Below are 17,934 nucleotides of genomic sequence, written 5' to 3'. Positions count from 1 at the left end.
TCTTTTTATGACCCCCGAAGAATTCCGTCGCCATGGCTACGCCATGATCGACCTGATCGCAGACTATCGAGAAAACATCGAGCAACGCGGCGTGCAGCCCACCACGGTGCCCGGCGAAATCAAGGCCGCCCTGCCAGCGAGCCCGCCTGACAGCGCCGAACCGTTCGAACAGATCATGGGCGATGTCGAAAAGCTGATCATGCCCGGGCTGCTGCATTGGCAGCATCCGAGTTTTTTCGGCTTCTTCCCTTCCAACGTGGAGCTGTCTTCGGTGCTGGGCGATTGCCTGAGCACTGGCCTGGGTGTGGTGGGCTTGTCCTGGCAATCCAGCCCGGCCCTCACCGAAATCGAAGAAGTGACCACCGATTGGCTGCGCGACATGCTCGGCCTGAGCAGCGCCTGGAGCGGCGTGATCCAGGACTCCGCGTCAACCTCCACCCTGGTGGCCCTCATCAGCGCCAGGGAGCGCAGCTCCGATTACGCGCTGATGCATGACGGCCTGCAAAACAGCGGCGCCCCCCTGATCGTCTACACCTCAGCCCACGCCCATAGCTCGGTCAACAAGGCGGCGATCCTGGCCGGATTCGGCCAGAACCATATCCGCACCATCGCCACCGACCAACACAATGCAATGTCGCCCCAGGCATTGGCGCACGCCATCGAACAGGACCTGGCCGCCGGCAATCGCCCCTGCGTAGTAATTGCTACCACCGGGACCACAGCCGCCATGGCGATCGACCCTCTGGATGCGATTGGCGACCTGACACAACGCCACGGTGTGTGGCTGCATGTGGACTCGGCCATGGCCGGCGCTGCGATGATCCTGCCGGAATGCCGGGCACTGTGGCAGGGCATCGAAAAAGCCGACTCCCTGGTGCTCAACCCGCACAAATGGCTGGGCGCGGCCTTCGATTGCTCGGTGTACTTCGTGCGTGACCCCGAGCATTTGATTCGCATCATGACCACCAACCCGAGCTACTTGCAGTCCAGTGCCGACGGCCAAGTCAGAAACTACCGCGACTGGCGGATTTCATTGGGCAGCCGCTTCCGCGCCCTGAAGCTGTGGTTTCTGATACGCGAACAAGGCGTCAGCGGCTTACAGGCGCGGCTGAGGCGCGACCTGGCCAATGCACGCTGGCTGGCTGAACAGATCGAAAGCAGCGCGCAATGGAAACTGGTGGCCGCGCCAGCCCTGCAAACCCTGTGTATTCGCCATGAACCGCCAGGGCTGAACGGTGAGGCGCTGGATCAGCACACGCGGGCCTGGGCAGAAAAACTCAACCAGTCCGGTCATGCCTATGTCACCCCCGCCCTCCTCGAAGAGCGCTGGATGGTGCGGGTGTCCATCGGTGCATTGGGCACCGAGCGCCAGCATGTCGAACGGTTATGGACGCGGCTGCAAAGCCTGGTCGAGCAAACGTATTCTTAGGTCGACACCCGCGAACGGCGCATCCAGCGCTCGAACGCCATGGCATTCAGTGGCCGGCTGATCAGGTAGCCCTGGGCCGTGTCGCACTGCCAGTGCTTGAGCAGGGTGAGGCTGTGCTCGAACTCCACCCCCTCGGCCACGACCTTGAGGCCCAGGTTGTGGCTCATCTCGATGGTGGAGCGCACGATCACGCCGTCGCCGCTGGTGCTGTCGAGGTTACGTATGAACGACTGGTCGATCTTCAACTCCTGTACCGGCAGGCGCTGCAACTGCGCCAGTGATGAGTAACCGGTACCGAAGTCGTCCACCGACAGGCTGATGCCGCAGCCGCGCAGTTGTTCCAGCACGCTGAGGGCTTGCTGTGGATTGTGCATGATGGCGCTTTCGGTGATTTCGAAAAGCAAATGCTCGGCGCTCACCTCGTATTGGATCAATAGCGCAGTGACGCGAATGGCCAAGTCGTCATCGACCAGGTCGTTCACCGAGATATTCACCGACAGTTGAATCACCAGGCCACGCAGCGCCCATTCGGCAATCTGGCGGATGGCCTCTTCAATCACCCATAAGGTCAGGGGCCCCATGCTGCCGGTGCGTTCGGCCAGGGGAATGAATTCTGTGGGCGACACTTGCCCAAGGGTCGGGTGTTGCCAGCGCAACAAGGCTTCCGCCTGGCCCACATGGCCGTGCTTGAGGTCGAGCTTGGGCTGATAGCACAGGAACAACTCGCCTTCGACCACCGCCCGGCGCAGATCGCGGATCAGGGTAATCTGGCGTTGGTGAGCGAGGTCGCGATCAGGCTGGTAGATCTGCAAATGCCCCGGCATGGTGGCCGCGTCATGCCGAGCGATGGCGGCGCGGTTGATCAGTTCCTCGACCTGCTGACCGTCTGCGGGATACGCGGCAATGCCGATGCTCACTTCATGACGCACTTCATCGTTACCGATGCGCTGGGGTTCGGTCAGCAGCCCGTACACGCGGTCGGCACGGGCGACGGCGGAGTCGATTTCGGTGTTTTCCAGCAATAGCAGAAACTCACTGCCGGCAATGCGCGCGGCGGTGTCACTGGCCAGCAGGCTCATGGACAGGCAGCGGCTGGCTTCGCACAACATTTCTTCCACACCCTGGGGGCCGAAGCCTTCGTTGATGACCCGATAGTTTTCAATCCCCAGGTACAGCAACACCACCGGCCGCCGCGCACTGATCGCACTGCCCAGACGCTCCATGGCCAGGGCGCGATTGGGCAGGCCGGTGAGCGCATCATGCAAAGCGTTATGGGCCAACTGTCGTTCGCGCACGGCGATGCCGCTTTGCATGGCATTGAAAGCGCGGGCCAAGAGGCCGAACTCATCGTGGCTGCGCACCCGCACCGGCGTGTGGTAGTCACCGGCGCCGATCCGCTCAGCGGCCCGCACCAATGCATTGAGCGGGCGTGATACACGCCGCGCAAGAAATAACGCCGCCCCCAGCGAGACCAACAGCACCGCCACGGCAATCACCAGAAACTGCCGGTCCAGCGGTGCGAAGGATTCCAGGGCGTGGTCCAGCGGGCTTTGCAGCAACACGCGCACTTCATCGCCTTCGCCGCTATTGGCCAAGGGCAACACCTGGCTGAGCACGCGCTGGCCATGGAACCCTTGGACCCGCGCCTGCGGATCGATTGACGTACCCAGCAGCAGGTCGATAACGCTCGGGCGCAAACTGCCCGGCTGGGTCGTGAAGAGCTGGCCGACATGGCCGCCTTGTACGCTGAGAAACGACACCTCAAGGTTGCTCATGGAGCGCAACTCATGGGCAAATTGCGTATCCATGGGAAAGCCCATGATCACTCGGGCGATGGGCGCGGGTTCAAGGACTTCCTTCTGCACCAGCAAGTAGGGGCGCCCAGCCATGGCGACGATCAGCATTTGCTGGCCGCTGCGGCGCGCGCTGCGCAATGCATTGGCATAAGGGAACGCCTCCCCTTGCGTCATCGCCAGCAAGGTACTGACCATGACCCTGTCATCCAGGCCCAACACGAACACTTCGCTGGAATTGACCCCCGTACCGTGGCGTCCCAGGGCCTCCAGGATCGGCACAGTTGCGCCACCGGCCACGGCCTGCTTGAACGGGCCATCGATGGTGAGCCAGTCCAACCCATATTGCAGGCGGCGGCCGCGCAGGTCCAACAAGCGCTCGAACACCTGCCGCCCAGTGTCCAACTGCACCTGGGCCTGGTTCTCCACGGCGCGGGTAGTAGCGGCCTTGACGGCGAAATACGTGGCCGCCACGACCACCAGCAACAACAGCGCCAGTACTCCGGCAATCCGGGTTTGAAAGGTGTGACGCCACTGCAATGCCGCACCCGCCGGCCGCGCTCGGCGTTCTGTGCGGTGCGTTGCGTCTCTCATATGCATCCCTGCCGGTTGCTGAGCTGGCGTCAAAAAAACGTCCATCCTTAAAGAGAATTTTGTTTAGGCTAGATTAGCTTGGACAAGGCATAAGTAAACCCAATAAATACGGCACCGTTAGCGTCATATTATTGACTAAAGCACTGAGACAGCGTCATTTTGGTAATTTCATGCAATATGTTGCTATCTCACCCCCACCATTGAAACCACCGCTCCCCCGCCCCATCTAACCTGCATACTCCCTTATGCAGGTGCCCCATGAGCGACCAGCAAGACGTCCCTGATTACGACCTCAACGATTACGCCGACCCCGAAAACGCAGAAACCTCCTCGTCCAACACCGGCCTGGCGCTTCCTGGGCAGAACCTGCCGGACAAGGTCTATATCATCCCGATCCACAACCGGCCGTTTTTCCCGGCGCAAGTGCTGCCGGTGATCGTCAATGAAGAGCCGTGGGCCGAGACCCTGGAGCTGGTGAGCAAATCCGACCACCACTCCCTTGCCCTGTTTTTCATGGACACGCCACCAGAAGACCCGCGGCACTTCGACACCTCGGCCCTGCCGCTGTACGGCACCCTGGTCAAGGTGCACCACGCCAGCCGCGAGAACGGCAAGCTGCAATTCGTGGCCCAGGGCCTGACCCGTGTGCGCATCAAAACCTGGCTCAAGCACCATCGCCCACCGTACCTGGTGGAGGTCGAATACCCGCATCAGCCCAGCGAGCCCACCGACGAGGTCAAGGCCTACGGCATGGCGTTGATCAATGCGATCAAGGAACTGCTGCCGCTCAACCCGCTGTACAGCGAAGAGTTGAAGAACTACCTCAACCGCTTCAGCCCCAACGACCCGTCGCCGCTCACCGACTTCGCCGCCGCCCTCACCTCGGCGACAGGTAATGAGCTGCAGGAAGTGCTGGACTGCGTACCCATGCTCAAGCGCATGGAAAAAGTGCTGCCGATGCTGCGCAAAGAGGTCGAAGTGGCGCGGCTGCAAAAAGAACTGTCTGCCGAAGTGAACCGCAAGATCGGCGAGCACCAGCGCGAATTCTTCCTCAAGGAACAGCTCAAGGTCATCCAGCAGGAGCTGGGCCTCACCAAGGACGACCGCAGTGCGGACGTCGAGCAGTTCGAGCAGCGCCTGGAAGGCAAGGTGCTGCCGGCCCAGGCGAAAAAACGCATTGATGAAGAATTGAACAAACTGTCGATCCTTGAGACGGGCTCGCCGGAATACGCCGTCACGCGCAACTACCTGGACTGGGCTACCTCGGTGCCGTGGGGCGTATACGGCGCGGATAAGCTCGACCTCAAACACGCGCGCAAGGTGCTGGACAAGCACCATGCGGGCCTGGATGACATCAAGAGTCGCATCCTCGAATTCCTCGCGGTGGGCGCCTATAAAGGCGAAGTCGCCGGCTCCATCGTGCTGCTCGTGGGCCCGCCGGGCGTGGGCAAGACCAGCGTGGGCAAATCCATTGCCGAATCCCTGGGCCGACCGTTCTACCGTTTCAGCGTCGGCGGTATGCGCGACGAGGCCGAGATCAAGGGCCATCGCCGCACCTACATCGGCGCCCTGCCCGGCAAGCTGGTGCAGGCACTGAAAGACGTGGAAGTCATGAACCCGGTGATCATGCTCGACGAGATCGACAAGATGGGCCAGAGCTTCCAGGGCGATCCGGCATCGGCGTTGCTGGAAACCCTGGACCCGGAGCAGAACGTCGAATTCCTCGACCACTACCTGGACCTGCGCCTGGACCTGTCCAAAGTGCTGTTCGTGTGCACCGCCAACACCCTGGACTCGATTCCGGGCCCGTTGCTGGACCGCATGGAAGTGATTCGCCTGTCGGGCTATATCACCGAAGAAAAAGTCGCCATCGCCAAGCGCCACCTGTGGCCCAAACAGTTGGAAAAAGCCGGCGTCGCGAAAAACAGCCTGACCATCAGCGACGGCGCGCTGCGCGCGTTGATCGACGGTTATGCGCGGGAAGCCGGGGTGCGTCAGCTGGAGAAGCAACTGGGCAAACTGGTGCGCAAGGCGGTGGTCAAGCTGCTGGATGAGCCCGACAGCGTGATCAAGATCGGCAACAAGGACCTGGAAAGCTCCCTGGGGATGCCGGTATTCCGTAACGAGCAGGTGCTGTCCGGCACCGGAGTGATCACCGGCCTGGCCTGGACCAGCATGGGCGGCGCCACATTGCCGATTGAAGCAACGCGTATCCACACGCTCAATCGCGGCTTCAAGCTCACCGGGCAGTTGGGTGAAGTGATGAAGGAATCCGCCGAAATCGCCTACAGCTACATCAGCTCGAACCTGAAGTCGTTTGGCGGTGATCCGAAGTTCTTCGACGAAGCCTTCGTTCACTTGCACGTGCCGGAAGGCGCCACGCCGAAAGACGGCCCGAGTGCGGGTGTGACCATGGCCAGTGCGCTGCTGTCGCTGGCACGCAACCAGCCGCCAAAGAAAGGCGTGGCCATGACCGGCGAACTGACCTTGACCGGGCATGTGCTGCCGATTGGCGGGGTGCGTGAAAAGGTGATTGCAGCGCGGCGCCAGAAGATCCACGAGCTGATCCTGCCGGAGCCCAACCGTGGCAGCTTTGAAGAGTTGCCGGAGTACCTGAAGGAAGGCATGACCGTGCACTTCGCCAGGCGCTTTGCGGATGTGGCGAAGGTGCTGTTCTGATAGAGCTCTAGCGCCTGAACCGGCCTCATCGGGGGCAAGCCCCCTCCCACAGGGAACCGGCGTCGTGAATGACAACGCGGTCAAATGTGGGAGGGGGCTTGCTCCCGATGGCGTCAGCCGCCGTACCGCAAAGCGCTCTTGTCACACCCTGCCTCATCTTCGGTTATGCTCGCCCTTCGTCGTGTATAAACGGAGCCTCCATGACCGCTGCCCGCCTGCTTCTCCCCTTGAGCCTTGCCCTATTGGCCGCGTGCGCCAGTGCACCGAAGCAAAACGTCACCGTGGACAACCAGAGCGCCTGCCCGCTCCAGCTTAAAACCAATCAGAACCTGATCCTCACCTTGCCCAGCAATCCCACCACCGGCTACCGCTGGGCCATCCAGGACTCCGCTGGCGGTGTTCTGCGCGCATTGAGCCCCGAGGTCTATAGCAGCGCCGAATCCGGTGTGATCGGCGGCGGTGGTCAATCGACCTGGCGCTTCCAGGCATTCGCCCCAGGGCAAGGCCGTTTGCGCCTGACCTCCCAGCAACCCTGGGAGCCGGAAGCCGAACCTGTCGAAACCTTTGACTGCGCCATTACAGTGAACTGATATGCCTTGGCTGATCCTTGCCTTGATGGGCGCCGGTACCTTTATCTACGGCCTGGCGACTCACGCGACGCTGCTGTGCCTGCTGGTCAAGCCACTGCCGGTTCTGGCGCTGCTGGGTTGGCTGCATGACGCACCGCCTACCGACTATCGACGCTGGATCAGCCTGGGGTTGATTTTTTCCGTGGTGGGCGACGTATTGCTCGCCTGGCCGGGGGACCTGTTTATCTTTGGCCTGGGCGCATTTCTGTTTGCGCATCTGGCTTACCTCAAAGCCTATTTCAGCGACTGTCGGCGCCTGGCAATAGTACCGCTGGTGCTGGCCCTGGCTGTCGGGGCGATCCTGCTGGGCATCCTGATCTCCCACGGTTTAGGCGAGTTGCTGATACCGGTGGTGGTTTACGCGCTGGTGATCAGCGCCATGCTCTGGCGTGCATTGGCAAGATTGGGCAGCGCGGTACCGCAACGCTCGGCACTGCTGGCGGCAGCGGGTGCGGTGTCGTTTGTGTTTTCCGATACGTTGATCGGTATCAACCGGTTTGTATTGGCCTTCGATGCGGCGCCCTATTTGTTGATCGCCACTTATTGGCTCGGGCAATGGGGCATCACCGCCTCAGCTTTCCATCAGACAACCCGCGCATCCGACGACCAACTTGGCTAAAATGCCGGCCTTTCCCCCTCGTCGCCGGAACAACCGTGAGCAAAGAACCCGATCGCCTATTCGCCCAGCCCCTGCCCCAGGTGCCGGACTTCGCCTTTAACGAGGATGTGGTGCGGGTGTTCCCGGACATGATCAAACGCTCGGTACCGGGCTACCCGACCATCGTCGAGAACCTCGGCGTGCTGGCCGCGCAATTTGCCCAGCCGGGTAGCGTGCTGTATGACCTGGGCTCGTCCCTGGGTGCCGTGACCCAAGCCCTGCGTCGCCATGTGCGCACCGATGGCTGCCGGGTGATCGCGGTGGACAACTCGGCGGCGATGGTCGAACGTTGCCGCGAATACCTCAACGGCCAGGACTCGATGTTCCAGGAGTTGCTGCCGGTCGAGGTGATCGAGGGCGATATCCTCGCGTTGCAATTTCAGCCCGCCTCGGTAGTAGCGCTGAACTTCACCCTGCAATTTATCGCCCCTGACGAACGTTTGGCGTTGCTCGGGCGTATCCGCCAATCGCTGCTGCCGGGCGGGGCGTTGATCCTCTCGGAAAAGCTGCGCTTTAACGATATTGAAGAATACGCACTGCTGACCGACCTGCATATCGCGTTCAAACGCGCCAACGGCTACAGCGAACTGGAAATCGCCCAGAAGCGCAGCGCCATCGAAAACGTCATGAAACCCGACAGCCTCGAAGAACACCGCGAACGCCTGCTGGCGGCCGGGTTCTCGAAAGTCGTGCCGTGGTTCCAGTGTCTTAACTTTGCCTCGTTGATTGCCTTGCCATGATTGATTTATCCCCCCTCGCCCGCCATCTGGTCGGCACTCCTTTGGCCGTTTGGGCCCAGGGCCTGCAAGCGCAGCTCGACAGCAAGATGGAAAAAGGTCATGGCGACCTGGAGCGCTGGCAGAGTGCTTTGGACGCACTGCCGAAGATCCAGCCCAGCGAAGTCGACCTGTTGAACGGCCTGGTGCTGGACACCGATTGCGACGACGAAACCCGCGCCCGGATGCACTCGGCACTGATGGGGCTGAGCCCATGGCGCAAAGGCCCGTTCCACCTGTTCGGCGTGCATGTGGACACCGAATGGCGTTCGGACTGGAAGTGGTCGCGGGTTGCGCCGCACTTGAACTTGAAGGGCAAACGCATCCTCGATGTGGGCTGCGGCAACGGTTACTACATGTGGCGAATGCTCGGCGCGGGCGCCGACAGTGTGATTGGCGTGGACCCCAACTGGCTGTTCTTCTGCCAGTTCCAGGCAGTGCAACGTTATCTGTCTGAGCCCAAAGCCTGGCACCTGCCGTTCCCGTTCGAAGACTTGCCGACGAACCTGGAAGGCTTCGACACGGTGTTCTCCATGGGCGTGTTCTACCATCGCCGCTCGCCGATCGAGCACTTGCTGGCGCTCAAGGACACCCTGGTCAAGGGCGGCGAACTGGTCCTGGAAACCCTGGTGGTGGAAGGCGATCAGCAGCAGGTGCTGGTGCCGGAAGACCGTTATGCACAGATGCGTAACGTGTGGTTCCTACCCTCGGTGCCGGCGTTGATGTTGTGGCTGCGCCGTGCAGGCTTCAGTGAGGTGCGGTGCGTGGATGTGAGCGTGACCACGGTTGAGGAACAGCGTGGAACAGAGTGGATGAAATATCAGTCGCTCAGTGACTTCCTCGACCCCGAAGATCACAGCAAGACCATCGAAGGGCTGCCGGCGCCGATGCGGGCGGTGATCATCGCCAAAAAGTAACCCCGATCTCCCTGAAGAAACACAGGGCCAAATGTGGGAGGGGGCTTGCTCCCGATAGCAGAGTGTCAGCCACCACATTTATGGCTGATACACCGCTATCGGGAGCAAGCCCCCTCCCACATTTTTTGTTCTCAGTGTTCTTTAGAGTGCTGGTTTAGCCCGGCGAGCCTTGAAGAACTCGCTCAACACCGTGCCGCACTCCTCGGCCAGCACGCCGCCTTCAAACAGTACCTTATGGTTGAGAAAACCCTGGGTAAAGAACTGCCCCTGGCTCTGCACAATCCCGGCCTTGGGCTCCAGTGCGCCATACACCACCCTTGCGATGCGTGAATGCACGATCAACCCGGCGCACATGCTGCACGGTTCCAGGGTCACATACAGCGTGCTGCCCACCAGGCGATAGTTGCTGATGGCTTGCGCAGCGGCACGGATCGCGACCATTTCGGCATGGGCGCTGGGGTCGTTGCCGCTGATCGGGCAATTGAAACCGCGGCCGATGATTGCACCATCCTGCACCAGCACCGCGCCCACCGGCACTTCGCCCAGTGCGGCGCCTTGGGCGGCCAGGGCGAGGGCTTCGCGCATAAAGTCCTGGTCGCGGCTGCGGTCGATAATCGCGCCGGGGCGAATCTGGCGCATCACGCCACCTCGATAGCGGCCATCAGGCCGGTTTCCATATGGTCGATCACGTGGCAATGGAACATCCACACTCCCGGGTTATCCGCCACCAGCGCCACACGGGCGCGTTCGTTCTTGCCCAGCAGGTAGGTGTCGGTGAAATACGGGATGACCTTGTGGCGGTTCGACGCAATCACCTTGAAGCTCATGCCATGCAGGTGGATCGGGTGCTGGTACTGGGTCATGTTCTTCAATTCAAAGATGTAGCTCTTGCCCTTTTCAAGCCTGGCAATCGGGCGGTCGGCACAGGTCTTGTCGGTGATGTCCCAGGCCTGCCCGTTGATCTGCCACAGGCTGGGTGGCTTACCGTTTTCGACATTGACCGACACCGAACCGACCCATTCGAAATTGAAGTTGAGTTTCTCGGCATTGGCCAGGTCCGGCTCGGCAACCGGGTTGGCCGGCAATGCCGGTGGCCACTGGGTAGGCGCATCGGTGTTGGCCACCGAACGGAAGGTGCCCAGGCGCACCGGGCCGTTGCGGATCGACAATTCTTCACCCGCCGGCGGGGCCTTGATTGCCAGACAGATGCGCATCCCTGGGCCCAGCCAGTATTCCTTGCCCAGCGGGCGCGGCTCGATGGGGTTGCCGTCCAACGCGTAGATCTGCGCTTCGACGCCGGGGATGTTGAGGCGATAGGTCAGGGTGTTGTCGAGGTTGAGCAAGCGCACGCGAGTGATTTGCCCAGCGGGCAGGTCGATGACCGCCTGGGGCACGCCGTTGATGGTGGAGAGGCGCCCTGCAGTGCCGCCCCGCGCCGCTTCACGGGGGATACTGAACTCGACAAACGCACCTTCTTCGTCGATGTGCCAGTTCTTCAGGCTCAAGGTACGTTCGTATTTGAAACCGGTGGGTTCGCGCTCTTCCACAATCAATGGGCCGACCAGGCCACGGCCAAGTTCTTCGCTGCTGCTTACGTGGGGGTGATACCAGTAGCTGCCGGCATCGGGCACGCGAAATTGGTAGTCGAAATATTCCCCAGGCAGCACCGGCAATTGCGAAACGTAGGGGACACCGTCCATTTCCAGCGGCAGGCGGATGCCGTGCCAGTGGATGGTAGTGGCGACCGGCAGGTGATTGATGAAACGTACCCGCAGCCATTCGCCCTGGCGCACGCGCAACTCGGTGCCAGGCGCCGAAGGGCCGAATGCCCAGGCTTGGGTCTTGTGCCCCGGTACCAGTTCCACGTCCAGGGGCGCGGCAATCAGTTGGTAGTCGCTTCCTGCGTTGGCATCGGCGACCTTGCCCAGCCAGTAACGATAGGCGCCACCGGCGCCCACACCGACGACTGCCAGGCCGGCAAGGCCACCGAGGATCTGTCGACGGGAAAACGATTGGGACACAGCAACCTCACGTATCTGCCGCAGGCCAAGGCCCGCAAAGGGCAGATACGATACACCTGCGTCGCCTAAACAGTAAGGCTTCGCATTGCCGCATGGCGCAATTGTGGATGTCGATAAAGATCAACATGTGGGAGGGGGCTTGCTCCCGATGGCGGTGGGTCAGCTAAAAACATGCTGACTGACACACTGCTATCGGGAGCAAGCCCCCTCCCACATTGTGAACTTCATTGTGGCTTATATTGTGTTTGCTCAGGTCCTGGCAGCCGCCAGAATCAAGGCTTTCATCTCGGCAACCGCACCCTTGAAACCGACGAACAGCGCATGGGCCACCAGTGCATGGCCGATGTTCAGCTCGTTGATGCCCTTGATCGCCGCCACAGCTTCGACGTTGTGGTAGTGCAAGCCATGGCCGGCATTGACGATCAAGCCTTCGTTGAGCCCGCAGTTCACGCCGTCGATGATGCGTTGCAGCTCGTCGGCCACTTCGGTCGGGGTGGTGGCGTCGGCGTAACGGCCAGTGTGCAATTCGATGGCCGGGGCACCGACCCGGCGCGAGGCTTCGATCTGGCGCTCGTCGGCGTCAATGAACAACGAGACTTCACTGCCGATCTTCGACAGGCGCTCCACCGCGGCCTTGATCCGCGCTTCCTGGCCGGCGACGTCGAGGCCGCCCTCGGTGGTCAGCTCCTGGCGGGTTTCGGGCACCAGGCAGATATGCGCCGGGCGAATGCGCTCGGCAAACGCCATCATTTCTTCGGTGACGCCCATTTCGAAGTTCATGCGCGTTTGCAGCACGTCCTTGAGCAGCAGCACATCACGCTCCTGGATGTGGCGGCGGTCTTCGCGCAGGTGCACGGTAATGCCGTCGGCGCCCGCTTCTTCGGCGTCCAGCGCGGCCTTGACCGGGTCAGGGTAACGGGTGCCCCGGGCCTGGCGCAGGGTGGCGACGTGGTCGATGTTGACGCCAAGAAGAATGCGATTGCTGGTGGTCACGGAAGCGCTCCTGAAAAGGGAAAGAATCGGTGCACAGCATACACGGGGATGTCAGGGCTTTCGAAACAACTCGCGACTGACCAGCGGTCGCCCGCCCAGGTGCACGGCAAGGGCCTGGCGCATCAGGCGCTTGGCGGCGGACAAGGCGCCCGGCGCGCTCCAGTCCGCGTCGCTCATGGCCAGCAGTTCGCTGCCCTGGAACAGCCCCGGCTGCAACAGGTACACGCGCTCAAGGCCCGCATCCACTTGCAGGCGGTACATGCCGTCGGCGGCGACGGGATCGCCGTGCAGGTCGTTGTGCAATTCAAAGCCATAGCCCAGGTCGTCGAGCAAGCGCCATTCGAAGGCGCGCAGCAGCGGTTCCAGGGGGCGCCCTTCAGCCAGGGCCAGCAGCGTCGCGGCGTAGTGATCGAAGACTGCCGGGTGCGGGTCTTCGGCGGGTAACAGCCGGATCAGCAGTTCATTGAGGTAAAGGCCGCTGAACAGTGCATCGCCGTTAAGCCAGGCAGAGGTGCCGACGCTTTCCAGGCGGCCGACGTTTTTCAACTCGCCCTTACCGCGAAACTCCACATCCAGGGCCACGAAGGGCCGCGCCAACGTACCTGCCTTGCCCCGTGCGCTGCGCAGCACCGCACGCAGGCGGCCTTGAGGCGTGAGGAAGTCCACCAGCGCGCTGGTCTCGCGGTAGGCGCGGCTGTGCAGCACGTAGGCGAGTTGGCTGGGAGGTGGGGATTGAGACATGGGAACTCACTGCTGGAATGCAATTTTTAAAACCACACAACCTAATGTGGGAGGGGGCTTGCTCCCGATGGCGGTGGGTCAGTTAAACAAATAAGTGACTGACCCTCCGCTATCGGGAGCAAGCCCCCTCCCACATTTTTTCAGACCTGCGGTGTTCTTAAAGGTCGCCATAGCCCAGTGAGCGCAACGCACGCTCATCATCTGACCAGCCACCCTTAACCTTCACCCACAGGTTAAGCATGATCTTGGAGTCGAACAGCAGCTCCATGTCCTTGCGCGCTTCGGTGCCGATGCGCTTGATGCGCTCGCCTTTGTCGCCAATGATGATTTTCTTCTGGCCGTCACGCTCGACGAGGATCAGCGCATGGATATGCAAGGTCTTGCCCTGCTGCTTGAACTCTTCGATCTCGACGGTGATCTGGTACGGCAGCTCGGCACCCATCTGGCGCATGATTTTCTCGCGTACCAGCTCGGCGGCGAGGAAGCGGCTGCTGCGGTCGGTGATCTGGTCTTCCGGGAAGAAATGCTCGTTTTCCGGCAGGTAACCGGCGATCACGCGCTCCAGGGCTTCGAGGTTGTGGCCGTGCTGGGCCGAGATCGGCATGATCTGGGCGTTCGGCAGTTGTTCCTGCAACCAGGTCAGGTGCGGCATCAGCTCGGCTTTGTCTTCGATGCGGTCGGTCTTGTTCAACGCGACGATCAAGGGGCCGGTGACGTACTGCACACGCTCGAGAACCATCTGGTCTTCGTCGGTCCACTTGGTGCGGTCGACCACGAAGATCACCACGTCGACGTCTTTCAACGCCGCCGAAGCGGTCTTGTTCATGTAGCGGTTCAGGGCTTTCTCACCGCCTTTGTGCATGCCCGGGGTATCGACATACACCGCTTGCACGTTGCCTTCAGTCTTGATGCCCAGCATGTTGTGGCGAGTGGTCTGGGGCTTGCGCGAAGTGATCGCGAGCTTCTGGCCGAGGATGTGGTTGAGCAGCGTGGACTTGCCCACGTTCGGGCGGCCGACGATGGCAACATAGCCACAGCGTGTTGCGGTTGAATCAGTCATGGCCATTCTCCACGCCCAGGGCAATCAGTGCTGCAGCGGCCGCTACCTGTTCGGCAATGCGACGGCTCACACCCTGACCTCGGCTTTTTTCGTTCAATAAGGTGATTTCACACTCCACGAAGAACACGCGGCAATGGGGCTCACCCTGGATATCCACCACTTCGTAGCGTGGCAGTTCGCAACCGCGGGACTGCAGGTATTCCTGCAGGCGGGTCTTGGGATCTTTGTTGGTGTCGACCAGCGTCAGGCTTTCGATTTCAGAAGCCAGCCAGGCGACCACGCGCTCCTTGGCCGTCTCCATCCCTGCATCGAGGTAGATCGCGCCGATCAAGGCTTCCAGGGCATCGGCCAGAATCGATTCGCGACGGAAACCGCCGCTTTTCAACTCACCGGACCCCAACCGCAGGTACTCGCCCAGGCCGAAACCTCGGGCCAGCACGGCCAGGGTCTCGCCTTTCACAAGGCGCGCCCGCAGGCGCGAAAGCTGGCCTTCGCGCGCTTGAGGAAAACGCTCGAACAGCGCCTCACCGGCGGCAAAATTGAGGATGGCATCACCGAGGAATTCCAGGCGCTCGTTATTGCGCCCTGCAAAGCTGCGGTGTGTGAGGGCAAGGACCATCAATTCGGGGTCCTTGAAGGTGTAGCCGAGCTGGCGCTCGAGACGACTTAGAGAAACGGTCACGGTTTATCCATATCTAGTTGGTGGCACCGGCGGCCATCGACGATTGACGCAGTGTTCAAATTCACATCCTGATTGGTGCTGCATGGGGCCGGACGTTTAATTGTCCAAACCCCAGAAAAGCATTCGGCGCTGTGTTCACAGCGCCGCCTGTATTACTTGATCAGCCCGACCCGCGAGAAGTTCGGCAGGTGGCTGAGCTTGGGCTCCGGCCAACTCATCCAGACCGCGAAGGCTTTGCCGACGATGTTCTCGTCGGGCACCATGCCCAGCAGGTCCTTGGGAATATTGGGGTCATCCCAGTAACGGCTGTCATTGGAGTTGTCGCGGTTGTCGCCCATCATGAAGTAGTGCCCGGCGGGTACTTTCCACTGGCCATCAGGCATTGCGCGGTAGCGGCTCATTTCCTTGCGGATCTCGTGCTCTACCGCACCGAGTTTTTCCTGGTACAACTCGGCGCTGCCCAGGGTGTTCGGCTCGGCGCCCAGCAGCTTCTCGGCCACCGATTCACCGTTGATGAACAGGCGCTTGTCGCTGGTGTAGCGCACCACGTCGCCCGGCAGGCCGACTACACGCTTGATGTAGTTGACGTTGGGGTCGCTCGGGTAGCGGAATACCATCACATCGCCGCGCTGCGGGTCACCGACCTCGATGACTTTCTTGTCGATCACCGGCAAGCGGATCCCGTAGGAAAACTTGTTCACCAGGATAAAGTCGCCCACGTCCAGGGTCGGCTTCATCGACCCGGAAGGGATCTGGAACGGCTCCACCAGGAACGAACGCAGCACCAGCACGATGAACAACACCGGGAAGAACGACTTGCCGTATTCAACCAGCAAGGGCTCTTTGTTCAGCTTCTCGATCACCACCGCATCGGGCTGGCTGACGCTGCCCTGATAGGAAGCAATGGCCGACCGCCGACGCGGGGCGAAGAACACCAGATCGAGCAACGCCAGGAGGCCGCAAACGGCGACGGCGATAACCAGCAACAGCGGGAAATTTAGTGACATAGGACCTAACTATCCAACCTGAGCACCGCAAGGAAGGCTTCTTGTGGAACTTCCACGTTACCTACTTGCTTCATGCGTTTTTTACCGGCCTTTTGCTTCTCAAGCAGCTTGCGCTTACGGCTTACGTCACCGCCGTAGCATTTGGCCAGTACGTTCTTTCTGAGAGCCTTGACGGAAGTCCGTGCAATGATCTGCCCGCCAATGGCGGCCTGGATCGCAACGTCGAACATCTGGCGCGGAATCAGTTCTTTCATCTTCTCGGTCAGTTGGCGACCTTTGTAGTGCGCGTTGTCCTTGTGCACGATCAGTGCCAGGGCATCTACCTTGTCGCCGTTGATCAGCACATCCAGTTTCACCAGATTAGCCGATTGGTAACGATCGAAATGGTAATCCAGCGAAGCATAGCCGCGACTGGTGGATTTGAGACGGTCGAAGAAGTCCAGGACCACTTCGTTCATCGGCATATCGTAGGTCACTTGCACCTGGGTACCGAGGAACAGCATGTCGCGCTGTACGCCACGCTTCTCGATACACAGGGTGATGACGTTGCCCAGGTGCTCCTGCGGGACCAGGATATTGGCCCGCACGATTGGCTCACGCATGTCTTCGATGGCCGACAGATCCGGAAGCTTGGACGGGTTGTCGACGTAAATCGTTTCACCGGTTTTGAGCAACAGCTCGAAAATAACGGTCGGCGCCGTGGTGATCAGGTCCAGGTCGTACTCGCGCTCAAGACGCTCCTGGATGATTTCCATGTGCAGCATGCCCAGAAACCCGCAGCGGAAGCCGAAGCCCAGGGCGTCGGAGCTTTCCGGGGTGTACTGCAACGACGAGTCGTTGAGGGTCAGCTTTTGCAGCGCTTCGCGAAAATCCTCGAAGTCGTCGGAGCTGACCGGGAACAGGCCGGCGTAGACCTGTGGCTGGATACGCTTGAAGCCGGGCAGTACGTCGACGTCGGGCGTGGAGCTCAGGGTCAGGGTGTCACCCACCGGTGCACCGTGGATGTCCTTGATACCGGCGATGATGAAGCCTACTTCACCGGCTTTCAGATCAGTGGTGGCGGTGTGCTTGGGGTTGAATACACCGACGCTGTCCACCAGGTGGATCTTGCCGGTGGACTTGACCAGAATCTTGTCGCCCTTCTTCACACGGCCATGGCGCACGCGGACCAGGGAGACAACGCCCAGGTAGTTGTCGAACCAGGAGTCGATGATCAACGCTTGCAGCGGATCTTCGTAGTTGCCGGTCGGCGCGGGAATGGTGTGCACCAGACGCTCGAGTACTTCGTCGACACCCAGGCCGGTCTTGGCGCTGCAGGTGACGGCGTCGGTGGCGTCGATGCCGATGATCTTCTCGATCTCTTCCTTGACGCGCTCAGGCTCGGCCTGGGGCAGGTCGATCTTGTTGAGCACGGGCATGACTTCCAGGCCCTGCTCGATCGCGGTGTAGCAGTTGGCAACCGACTGCGCCTCGACGCCCTGGCCGGCGTCGACTACCAGCAAGGCACCTTCACAGGCCGCAAGCGAACGGCTGACTTCATAGGTGAAGTCGACGTGGCCCGGGGTGTCAATGAAGTTCAGCTGGTAGGTGATGCCGTCTTTGGCCTTGTAATACAGAGTAACGCTGTGGGCCTTGATGGTGATCCCGCGTTCGCGTTCGAGGTCCATGGAGTCCAGTACCTGGGCTTCCATTTCACGCTCGGCAAGGCCGCCGCACATCTGGATGAATCGATCGGCCAGCGTCGACTTGCCATGGTCAATGTGGGCGATGATGGAGAAATTGCGGATATGACTCAAATCACTCACGGATCAACACTCAAAAAGGCTGCAGGCAGATTGCCCGCTGAAAAATAGCCGGGAATTGTACCTGATGCTCAGGCCAGACGTCATCTTTGCTGACCAGAACAAAAATGCCCCACTCACGAGAGCGGGGCATTTTTTGTGCATAAGCGCAGC

General features: G+C 60.8%; 15 protein-coding genes. 6 read left to right on the top strand and 9 right to left on the bottom strand.

The annotated features are described in order from the left end of the window. Nucleotides 1-7: 7 nt before the first annotated feature. Nucleotides 8-1,429: a pyridoxal-dependent decarboxylase gene (locus E4O97_RS08850; RefSeq protein WP_248131369.1), complete on the top strand. Its 1,422-nt coding sequence runs from the start codon at nucleotides 8-10 to the stop codon at nucleotides 1,427-1,429. On the opposite strand, the gene E4O97_RS08845 is transcribed toward E4O97_RS08850, so the two are convergent. After that, nucleotides 1,426-3,762 carry a GGDEF domain-containing phosphodiesterase gene (locus tag E4O97_RS08845; RefSeq protein WP_078820366.1) on the bottom strand — a complete coding sequence of 779 codons (2,337 nt, stop codon included), beginning with the start codon at nucleotides 3,760-3,762 and terminating at the stop codon, nucleotides 1,426-1,428. The two genes, E4O97_RS08850 and E4O97_RS08845, sit on opposite strands and share 4 nt — an antisense overlap. Nucleotides 3,763-4,074: 312 nt before the next feature. On the opposite strand from E4O97_RS08845, the gene lon reads away from it, so the two are divergent. The 5 genes from lon to cmoB all read left to right on the top strand — a co-directional run bounded on the left by lon (nucleotide 4,075) and on the right by cmoB (nucleotide 9,475). Then, nucleotides 4,075-6,495 (top strand): endopeptidase La, encoded by a 2,421-nt coding sequence (gene lon / locus E4O97_RS08840; protein WP_103733386.1) that lies wholly within the window; start codon nucleotides 4,075-4,077, stop codon nucleotides 6,493-6,495. A gap of 200 nt (nucleotides 6,496-6,695) precedes the next feature. Beyond that, the gene (locus E4O97_RS08835) at nucleotides 6,696-7,085 is read left to right on the top strand and encodes a protease inhibitor I42 family protein (RefSeq protein ID WP_032877611.1); all 390 of its coding nucleotides are present in this window, start codon (nucleotides 6,696-6,698) and stop codon (nucleotides 7,083-7,085) included. A gap of 1 nt (nucleotide 7,086) precedes the next feature. Next, nucleotides 7,087-7,743: a lysoplasmalogenase gene (locus E4O97_RS08830; RefSeq protein ID WP_103733385.1), complete on the top strand. Its 657-nt coding sequence runs from the start codon at nucleotides 7,087-7,089 to the stop codon at nucleotides 7,741-7,743. Nucleotides 7,744-7,778: 35 nt separating this feature from the next. Further along, a complete protein-coding gene (gene cmoA / locus E4O97_RS08825; protein ID WP_248161143.1) occupies nucleotides 7,779-8,522 on the top strand; it encodes a carboxy-S-adenosyl-L-methionine synthase CmoA in 744 nt (247 codons plus the stop codon). Further along, nucleotides 8,519-9,475 carry a tRNA 5-methoxyuridine(34)/uridine 5-oxyacetic acid(34) synthase CmoB gene (gene cmoB / locus E4O97_RS08820; protein WP_248161142.1) on the top strand — a complete coding sequence of 319 codons (957 nt, stop codon included), beginning with the start codon at nucleotides 8,519-8,521 and terminating at the stop codon, nucleotides 9,473-9,475. The genes cmoA and cmoB overlap by 4 nt, the downstream gene beginning before the upstream one ends. A 141-nt stretch (nucleotides 9,476-9,616) precedes the next feature. Here the strand turns inward: cmoB and tadA are convergent, their stop codons facing one another. From tadA to lepA, 8 genes are all read right to left on the bottom strand, one after another. After that, nucleotides 9,617-10,114, bottom strand: a complete 498-nt coding sequence (gene tadA, locus E4O97_RS08815; protein ID WP_216090793.1) for a tRNA adenosine(34) deaminase TadA — start codon at nucleotides 10,112-10,114, stop codon at nucleotides 9,617-9,619. Then, entirely contained in the window at nucleotides 10,114-11,496 is a 1,383-nt protein-coding gene (locus tag E4O97_RS08810; protein ID WP_032877616.1) for a multicopper oxidase family protein, read from the bottom strand. Before E4O97_RS08810 ends, tadA begins: the two co-directional genes overlap by 1 nt. Before the next feature lie 249 nt (nucleotides 11,497-11,745). Further along, nucleotides 11,746-12,489, bottom strand: coding sequence for a pyridoxine 5'-phosphate synthase (pdxJ, locus tag E4O97_RS08805; RefSeq protein ID WP_032877617.1), 744 nt, complete (start codon nucleotides 12,487-12,489; stop codon nucleotides 11,746-11,748). Nucleotides 12,490-12,540: 51 nt separating this feature from the next. Next, nucleotides 12,541-13,230, bottom strand: a complete 690-nt coding sequence (gene recO / locus E4O97_RS08800; protein ID WP_005785148.1) for a DNA repair protein RecO — start codon at nucleotides 13,228-13,230, stop codon at nucleotides 12,541-12,543. A 157-nt stretch (nucleotides 13,231-13,387) separates the two neighbouring features. Next, on the bottom strand, nucleotides 13,388-14,290 hold the full coding sequence (gene era, locus E4O97_RS08795) for a GTPase Era (protein WP_005785147.1): 903 nt from the start codon (nucleotides 14,288-14,290) through the stop codon (nucleotides 13,388-13,390). Further along, the gene (rnc, locus tag E4O97_RS08790) at nucleotides 14,283-14,972 is read right to left on the bottom strand and encodes a ribonuclease III (RefSeq protein WP_005785145.1); all 690 of its coding nucleotides are present in this window, start codon (nucleotides 14,970-14,972) and stop codon (nucleotides 14,283-14,285) included. The genes era and rnc overlap by 8 nt, the downstream gene beginning before the upstream one ends. A gap of 152 nt (nucleotides 14,973-15,124) precedes the next feature. Next, nucleotides 15,125-15,979 (bottom strand): signal peptidase I, encoded by an 855-nt coding sequence (lepB, locus tag E4O97_RS08785; RefSeq protein ID WP_032877618.1) that lies wholly within the window; start codon nucleotides 15,977-15,979, stop codon nucleotides 15,125-15,127. A 5-nt stretch (nucleotides 15,980-15,984) separates the two neighbouring features. After that, entirely contained in the window at nucleotides 15,985-17,784 is a 1,800-nt protein-coding gene (gene lepA, locus E4O97_RS08780; protein WP_032877619.1) for a translation elongation factor 4, read from the bottom strand. Nucleotides 17,785-17,934 lie beyond the last annotated feature (150 nt).

The organism is Pseudomonas sp. W15Feb34 (assembly GCF_023127765.1).
Lineage (GTDB): Bacteria > Pseudomonadota > Gammaproteobacteria > Pseudomonadales > Pseudomonadaceae > Aquipseudomonas > Aquipseudomonas synxantha_A.
The sequence above is the reverse complement of the archived record's forward strand: the minus strand, read 5'-3'. Positions and strand labels throughout refer to the sequence as shown.